6 protein-coding genes are annotated in these 6,139 nt (G+C 56.3%); 1 reads left to right on the forward strand and 5 read right to left on the reverse strand.

Features of this window, described 5'->3' with window-relative positions:
* The first annotated feature begins 69 nt into the window (after positions 1-69).
* Entirely contained in the window at positions 70-1,317 is a 1,248-nt protein-coding gene (locus A39O_RS32085) for a S24 family peptidase (RefSeq protein ID WP_020503632.1), read from the forward strand.
* A 142-nt stretch (positions 1,318-1,459) separates the two neighbouring features.
* Here the strand turns inward: A39O_RS32085 and A39O_RS37835 are convergent, their stop codons facing one another.
* The 5 genes from A39O_RS37835 to A39O_RS37840 all read right to left on the reverse strand — a co-directional run bounded on the left by A39O_RS37835 (position 1,460) and on the right by A39O_RS37840 (position 5,890).
* Positions 1,460-2,209, reverse strand: a complete 750-nt coding sequence (locus tag A39O_RS37835; RefSeq protein WP_083924525.1) for a restriction endonuclease — start codon at positions 2,207-2,209, stop codon at positions 1,460-1,462.
* A gap of 277 nt (positions 2,210-2,486) precedes the next feature.
* Positions 2,487-3,587: a ParB/Srx family N-terminal domain-containing protein gene (locus tag A39O_RS0105185; RefSeq protein ID WP_020503634.1), complete on the reverse strand. Its 1,101-nt coding sequence runs from the start codon at positions 3,585-3,587 to the stop codon at positions 2,487-2,489.
* Positions 3,588-3,865: 278 nt separating this feature from the next.
* Positions 3,866-4,576, reverse strand: coding sequence for a phospholipase D family protein (locus A39O_RS0105190; protein WP_020503635.1), 711 nt, complete (start codon positions 4,574-4,576; stop codon positions 3,866-3,868).
* Between the two features lie 136 nt (positions 4,577-4,712).
* On the reverse strand, positions 4,713-5,360 hold the full coding sequence (locus A39O_RS0105195) for a phospholipase D-like domain-containing protein (RefSeq protein ID WP_020503636.1): 648 nt from the start codon (positions 5,358-5,360) through the stop codon (positions 4,713-4,715).
* Between the two features lie 176 nt (positions 5,361-5,536).
* Positions 5,537-5,890, reverse strand: a complete 354-nt coding sequence (locus A39O_RS37840; RefSeq protein WP_083924526.1) for a DUF4351 domain-containing protein — start codon at positions 5,888-5,890, stop codon at positions 5,537-5,539.
* Between the last annotated feature and the right edge of the window lie 249 nt (positions 5,891-6,139).

A 6,139-nucleotide genomic window follows, 5' to 3' on the forward strand; every position in this document is an offset into this window, starting at 1 on the left:
GACATGCGGTGGAGCCTCCAGATGACGACATACGGGGCTCCCAGGCTACTGGGCTAGAGACGGGATTTCATGCAGGCTTGCCGGAAAGACACACTGAAACTCCCGCCGGACTGCTACGCCAACTACGATCTGACGATCATCGAATTCCTGATCCGGCTCCAGGGTCGGGGGCCGGAAACCGACTATCAGGCACTCAAGGAATCATTGGGCCGCCGCCCGACGCTTGCCGAGGTCTATCGCAGCGGGTCGAACATATCGGATCTGCGTCGCCTCCATCGGCACTGGTGGGCGCTCGTCGACAACCAGGCGGACCTGACAACCGCTGAGACCGATTGCCTGACGCGCCACGCGGAGTTTCTGCGCGAGGTGGAAACCACGACCATGACCAAATCATTCAAGGTCATCCTGTTGGAATCCCTGCTCGAACTCGACGGCTTCCGTAACCCGCCGCGCATCGAAGACCTGGCCGCCAAGGCGCTGGATGTCTTCCGGCGCCGCCGCCGATTCATCGCGGACATCCGTGCCGATTTGCAAGACCTCGATGAGATCCCACCCGGCAAATGGCTTGCGTATTGGAAGGGCAACCCGATCAATGCCTTGATCGGCGGCAATCGGGGTGCGGAAGCCCAGCGTTGGTTCGAGATCCGCGACGGCCGATTCCAGCCAAGGTTTCAGGTCACCGATGATGAGCACGATGCTTTTCAGAGCATGGTTCAGGAGTTGGTCGATTATCGCCTGGCAGCCTATGAGCCCCGCCTGTCCACCCCGGAGCCATCGACTAAAGAAGAGCCCGTTGAGCATTCCGCCGCGATCCTCCCCTTTCGCAAGCGGGCCGGCGAACCGGCAGCGGTCGATGAAATCCCGTATTTCCCGGATCTCCGAATCGCCTGCGGCCACTTCCGCAGCGGCCGGAGCGACGCTGATGCATCCTGCCGAATCGGTCCAGGTTTCGGCCGCCTCGACCCCGCCCGTCATTTCGTCGCCCGTGCAGTCGGAAACTCAATGAACGGCGGCAAGCAGCCGGTGCAGGACGGGGACTATCTGCTGCTGGAGTTGATCGACCCCGCCAAGGCCGGTTCGATTACCGGGAACATCATGGTCATCGAGCGTCAAGGCGTGGACGGCGCGGACCAGTATCTGCTGCGCGTCGTCCACAAGAGCCCGGAAGGGCGTTACATCCTCAAGGCCACGAATCCCGACTATCCGGATTACGAGGCGGATGAGGGGATGCGGACGTTGGCGCGGCTGAGATCTGTGCTGACGGCTGAAGATCTATTGATAAATCCGGACCAAGGCAAAACTATGGACGACCCATAAGCCGATAAATGAAACTCAGAGTCATTATCCGCGATAGCGCTGCAATCTTAAAGGCGTTTTAAGTCATATATTTATCGAAGGTTTCTTTCGGTTCTACGGGGCTGCTCCTTCCAGATTACAGGTCCACCCAAGAACATTCTAATCAACTCGCGCTCCCTAATTCAACCTCCAGTTCAAGTAGATACTTGGCAAGCGTAGGGCCGTTCATCAACCACAAACCCATAACTCGCGCATATTCCTTCGCACTAGGATCGAAGTCTGATGTTGTCCAATAGGAGTACACTACAGGAGAGAGCACGCCGAAATCCTGCCTGTCTCTTAATGCGTGAACTTTCTTCAATGCACCACCCACAAACTTTCTTAAGTCGTTTTCGGTTACAATATTACTTTGTCGATATCTCTTCGCCTGCCCTACCACTATCGCTTGAGATACGACCGATGTTGGTAGCCCGCGTCGGTCTAAAGGCGAAAAATTATACCCGATGAAATCGACACCATCGTCCGCAACTTTCCCTGTTGCTTCCGAGTTAGCACCAAGCTTCTTGAGAATCTGGGCGCAAATTTTCTCGAAGTCTGAAGGATCCATTTCTCTAATTAGAGCAAGAGTCGGTTGATGTAAAATATTTCTTCCTCTAATATATGGAGACGGCTCTTGGTCAATTTCAAACGTCTCAAGTTCGCCATCTTCGCGCAATCGCGAAGCCCGGTTACGAAGTTCCTCCGCGATGTGAGGAAGATAGTCTTCAATACGCTCCTCTATTTCTGAAGGGATCGAGTTTATCAGTTTTTCTTTGACGCACGCAATACTAGCAACCTGCAATAAAATCCACTCTTCACTTTGTAAGGAGGAGACTACCCAACTAGCTACTGTTTGAGAGGAAGGAAAACCCATCGTTATTGCCTATTAAGCAGTAGTCTTTACTACGTCTGATGCGCATATCGACAACTCATTTAAGAGCCGGACATCTGTGCCGATCTGAGTGCTGCAGCAATCTGATAAATCGAGAAAGCTCTGGCGGCTATCGTCCGGCGTGTTCGCATATTAGATGAGTCCTAGATAATCGCTGTAATTTCTTTATTATAAACCGCTGACGGAGGTTACAGAAAATCTAGCAAACCTATTCGCATGCCTTCATGGATGGCAGGAATGCGGATCAGAAATTAACAGATTAAGCAAGCAATTTACTTCGATCCTCGAGTGCTTGTTCTACAGCCTCCCGAAGTTCAGTCAATGACTGAATAGACGCGCCATCCAAATGACGTAATTTATCTGGAGTCAATGAGCGGATGGCCCCCACTGCAGCAGCAATCTGTGGAAACCAGTCAGCCGGGTGATCTAGTTCGTATCTCGCTAGAGCCCGAGAAAGAGATCCATCTTTGGATCGAAATATGGAAACCGCAGCAGGGTCGTCAATAAAAGTGCTCAACTCACGAATATTCACAGCCTTCGGCAGTTTCGCCTCCTCTTCATCAGAGCCAGGTACAATCCATGAGTAAAATTCGATCAAGCTGGATTCGTTTCCGAATTTATACGAATTCTCGTCCCAACCGAGCCAGTCCTTTACATTTCGCTTCTTGAATATCTCTTCAAAATAGCTATACATTTTCGGCTCCGCATACTCGCCGAACTCCTCGTCGGCTTTCATTTGTTCTAACGCCATAAAGCAGCGATAAGCAGTATTGGCCGCACGCGTGGATAACCCTAGACTTTGAGCAACTTCTTGGGGACTCATGCCGGTTTCCCGCAAAGCGAAAACTGCTTTTGCCTTCTGATATGGCCCCCACTCTTTAATACCAGATACATGCCGCAGGCCCGGCAAAATGATCTGGGCAGTGTCTGGTGCATTTTTGTCATCAAGTAACAGACACTCAAGGATCTGCATATTATTTAACTGGGCTTCACTCAGCGTTTCCTTGCCTTCAGAGTGGAGATCCAATAGCCACCGAATGGCCGTTACCCTTCGATTACCCTCTATAACAACATACTTTTGAACGCCCTCCGCAACCCCCCCTTTCCAGGGACGTATTACTAGCCTATCCATTTGCAAGAAGCCCAGCGCCCTGATGGTATCCCGAAGCTCCTGAACATCAAAAGCAGGGGTCTTCATCTTATCAAAGGCGGTTCGCTGCACTTTTTCTTCCGCGAACCGACCCTCGGGGATTGGCCGAACTTCTTCCCCTAACTCAGAAAATCGAGGATTATTGGGATCAAGCAGCAAATCGCTGAGGGCGACATTAATTGGTGAAAGGTACTGGTATAGATTCTTCATTTCGCGCAAACCGATAAAAAATCAGGAGCAATGAAACCATTGCCGAAAAAATTCTGACGCTTATCCGACGACTCTTGGAAGCCTTGACTATTTCAGTCAGGGAATAATCGGCAGCAAAAGCGCTACGAAACACAGGCAAAGGTGGGGTTTAGCCCATCTGCTAACACCCAAGAAAATATCCCGCAACGTCTTGGGTGCTAACAATAGACAAATTATCTCCGATAGCGGCGTCCGCGTCTCCAAAGGTGCTCCTAACGACTCATAGATTGCCGCAGGCATTACAGGTGCAGATCCGCAGGCCACAGAAAATACGGCCCAAACTTCCCGGACACCCTAAACTCCCCTCCCGCCGCCTTGCCCTTTGCGGTGAGCTTCAAATGCTCCCCATCCCGCTCGACCAGCCCCGCGCTCAGCAACTTGTCGCCCAGTTCGCCAGACCGCAGCCCCAGCGCCTTGGCGAGGCGGGAGGTGGTGAGCTTTTCGAAATCCCTTGCATCGGCGGACTCAGCAACCGGCTCGCGAACCTCGTCCTTCGGCTGCTCCACCTTCTCGGCCGCGAGTCGGACCTCTTCGCTGACGCGGATCAGGCGCTGCGCCTCTTCGTAGGTCTCCCGGTACAGGTCCGCCTCTTGTTCCCGGTCGACGAACACGCCCATCTCGTTGTTGCTCACCTGGCTGAAGTCGTAGAGATTCATGGAGGTGATGATGGCGGAGCGTTCGTTCAGGTAGCACTTGGCGTGCAGGTTCTGGCAGAAGCTGGTGCGAACGAAGGGCAGGGATCGGAGCCAATTGATCTCGTGCGGCGCCAGTTCGCTCTTGCCGTAGACGATCCGCACGTCGATCTTCATGCGGTCCTTGTCCTGGAGCAGTTCGCGGATACGGTCGTTGAACTTGAGGAAAGGACTGATGATGATCAGTCGCTCGCGAGCGGCCTTGATCAGCTCTTCCAGAAAGTAATTGGTCGCGCTGGTGTTTAGGAACTTAGCCATGGTCAGGGTCCTTGCCTCGGGGACGGGGACTGTGCAGTAGGCGACCCCATTGGACCGCCTTTCCCTGAGTGATTATCGCCAATGCGGCTCTGACTGTCTGCCGTTTCGTTTATTGACATGCGACGCAACCCGCAATTTAGCGTGTTCGTCTTTCGGTTGTCGGTCGCGGGCACCCAGCACAAGCATGCCGACCAAGCCCGGCAGTCTCGTTGGCGAAGCCTGAGAAGCTAACGTGGTGGCCGGTGTCGTCGGAGAAGACGCCGGTCTTGGCATGAAACAGACCGCGCGCGTAGCCGCCCTGGGTGGTGACGCGCAGCGCGAGCTTGATCTCCAGCAGACCGGCGGCGGCGAGCCAGGCCAGGGCGTTGAGCCGGTCCTTGAGCAGGGCGTCTTCGATCTCGGCCAGACTGCGGGCGGCGATGGTGCGCAGCACCGCGGCCGGGGTGTCGCGGGCACGCTCCAGGGCAGCGCAGTCGTCGGGCTCCAGATGCGGGGAGACGACCAGGCGCAGGTGTCCGCGACGCAGCGCCAGGCTGGCGACGCCGCGGGCAGCCAGCGCCAGGCCGGCACTGGTGAAGTACCCGGCGGCCCGGCGGTAGAGCACCGCGGTTTCGAGACAGGGGACAAAGAAGCCACGCACCAGGTCGTCGCGACCGGTGCGGTAGGTGAGTTGCAGCGGGAGTTCGGTGAGGTCGCGTGGATGTCCCGCCACGCCACGCGGCTCGCCCGTTCCGGCTGGGTGTCGCGACCCGGTCACCGACTGCCATTCCAGCGGAACCGCCAAAGATCACCTCCAGGTGGCCGGCGTCCTCATCAACGCGCGCGTACGTGTTCGATTCATGATACCCGTGACGCCGCGGGCTTGGCTAGCGGGTCCGCGCCTCAGTGTCGCGCCGGGCCGTATCGTCAACGCGAGGGCGATCCGCGGACCGGCGTTGATCATGGCGCGTTCCGGCGGTATCAGACGAACTCGTCCGCGAGATCTTCGCCCTCCAAGTCGACCACCGGGACCCCGGCGCGGCTGGCCTGCAACAGAAATTCAACGCGGCCCAGGCCGCACAAGCGGCCGGCCTTGCCCGAGGACATGCGGCCCTGCTCGAAGCCTTTGAGTGCCGACAAAACGAGGGAGTTGAAGTCCAGTAGGTCTTCGCCAAGTGCCTCGACTCGCTCCAGCGGCAGGGCCACGATTTGATCCTCGGTTTCCTGAGCAAGCGGGCCGAATCGGCGCCGGAGTTGCCTTTGCACCAGGGCACCGGCCTCCTCTTGGCGACCCCGTTGGTACCCGATCCGTTCGACAGAGGTGACGTAAGGCATACGTTTGTTGCACTCCAAGGTGGTGAGTTCTTGCCAGCCGCGGACGGTCCGCACAGCGGACCCTACGGTAACACCGTAACCCGTAGGGTCCGCTGTGCGGACCGACGACCGTGCAGATCCCGCGATGGCCGGATTTACGACCAAGGTCCGATCGGGCCTTGATCAAGATTCCGGCCACTTGGGCTCGCCGGGTGCGTAGTCAGGCCATCCTGGCCTGACACCGTCAGGGCTGGAAGCCCTGACTACGCA

Source organism: Lamprocystis purpurea DSM 4197, assembly GCF_000379525.1.
In the GTDB taxonomy this organism is placed as follows: domain Bacteria; phylum Pseudomonadota; class Gammaproteobacteria; order Chromatiales; family Chromatiaceae; genus Thiodictyon; species Thiodictyon purpureum.